1 pseudogene is annotated in these 240 nt (G+C 66.7%); it reads left to right on the top strand.

Annotated elements, in window-relative coordinates:
- Positions 1 to 235: pseudogene (locus ACFHVL_RS31555) on the top strand (hypothetical protein); the annotation flags it as partial.
- Between the last annotated feature and the right edge of the window lie 5 nt (positions 236 to 240).

The following is a 240-nucleotide window of genomic DNA, read 5'->3' as shown; positions in this document are numbered from 1 at the left end:
CATCTTCGGAACCTCCGGACGGGAGATGATGGCCGCGCTGATCGCCGGGCAGCGCGACCCGAAGATCCTGGTGCAATCGGTGCACTACGGCACCGCCGAGCAGGTTCGTGAGCACCGCCAACGCGCCCACGCCGCTCACCCAGACCGGTTCACCCGCCGGCCACGCGCACCGAAGCTGCCCGAGCAGGCCTGGATCAACCCGCCAACCCAGCAGGAACAAACCGTCTCAACTTGACTTGA

Origin of the sequence: Micromonospora sp. LOL_023 (assembly GCF_048060115.1) — a bacterium.
Classification (GTDB): domain Bacteria; phylum Actinomycetota; class Actinomycetes; order Mycobacteriales; family Micromonosporaceae; genus Micromonospora_E.
The sequence above is the reverse complement of the archived record's forward strand: the minus strand, read 5'-3'. Positions and strand labels throughout refer to the sequence as shown.